This is a genomic window from Subsaximicrobium wynnwilliamsii (genome assembly GCF_007997225.1).
GTDB classification, from domain to species: Bacteria; Bacteroidota; Bacteroidia; order Flavobacteriales; family Flavobacteriaceae; genus Psychroserpens; species Psychroserpens wynnwilliamsii.
Window position 1 is genome coordinate 1 of record NZ_VORM01000102.1, and the last position, 1,081, is coordinate 1,081.

Genomic DNA, 1,081 nt, shown 5'->3' on the forward strand with positions numbered 1-1,081 from the left:
CAGACTTTTGAGCTGTAGCTGCTCCATTTCCAAAACGTCGGCCACCGTATGTCGGGGACGCATCAACCGTAGAGCTTGTCCAGCGGGGAAAACCTCGAACCACTGGGCAGGTTGGCCACGTGCAGATAGGTCAGCGTCATTTCGATATGCGCATGGCCCAAGAGTTCCTTTAGGCTGACAATGTCAACGCCATATTCCAACAGATGCGTGGCAAAGGTGTGCCGCAACGTGTGGGCGGTTATCTTTTTGGAACTGCCGATCTTGCCTCGGCTCTCTTTGATCACCCAACCTATGCCATTGGTGGTCAACCCCCGCGCTTTCCCATCTTTGGTGACCTGACTGTTGAAAAGATAGATCTGGGGGTTTTCCGTTCTGAGATACTTCTTTAGCCCCCTGATCAAATGTTTGCTCAAGGGAACATAACGGTCGATCTTGCCCTTTTTCTTGGGAATGAAAACCGTCCTGCGATCGAAATCGATGTCTGCCAATTTTAGGCCGCAGAGTTCGTAGCTGCGAAGTCCGCAACCATAGAGCATCCCAATGATCAAACGATGTTTGAGGTACCTGGGCGCTTTTAAAAGACGTTTCACTTCTTCCTGGCTCAATACGATTGGCAGTTTCAGATCTCGTTTGATCTGTGGCAGGGCCACGCGCTTGGCCTCCATGCCCATTACTTTGTAGGCAGCCCTGAGTCCAAAAATGGTGTGTTTGAAAAAACTCTCAGAAGGTGTCCTGTGAAGTTTTTGGCAATGATAAAGGTAAGCCTCGATATTTTCCACCGAGAGCGTTTCCGGGCTTCGCTTATGGTGCAGGGCAAGGTGCGCCAGGCATCGGAGGTAATTGTTTAGGGTGCTTTTGGCTTTGCCATTGATGGAAAAGCTCTGCTCCAATTTGTTCTGGAGTGTACTGAAGCCCGCTACCTCCTCAAAGGCGCGTTCAGCAATGGTTTTACTTTTTTTTAAACATGGTATTGGATTTAAAATTTAGCTACAAATTAATAAATCTATTACATTTACAGCAAGAACATCCAATCGGAACGGTTCAGGCGGGCTTCCGACCGGTAGGGAGGATTCGTTCAACA

At 48.7% G+C, this 1,081-nt stretch carries 1 protein-coding gene; it reads right to left on the reverse strand.

Annotated features, from left to right (window positions below; genetic code table 11):
- Window positions 1-62: 62 nt before the first annotated feature.
- Complete coding sequence (locus ESY88_RS20690) at window positions 63-890, reverse strand: tyrosine-type recombinase/integrase (protein ID WP_223270922.1); 828 nt, start codon at window positions 888-890, stop codon at window positions 63-65.
- Window positions 891-1,081 lie beyond the last annotated feature (191 nt).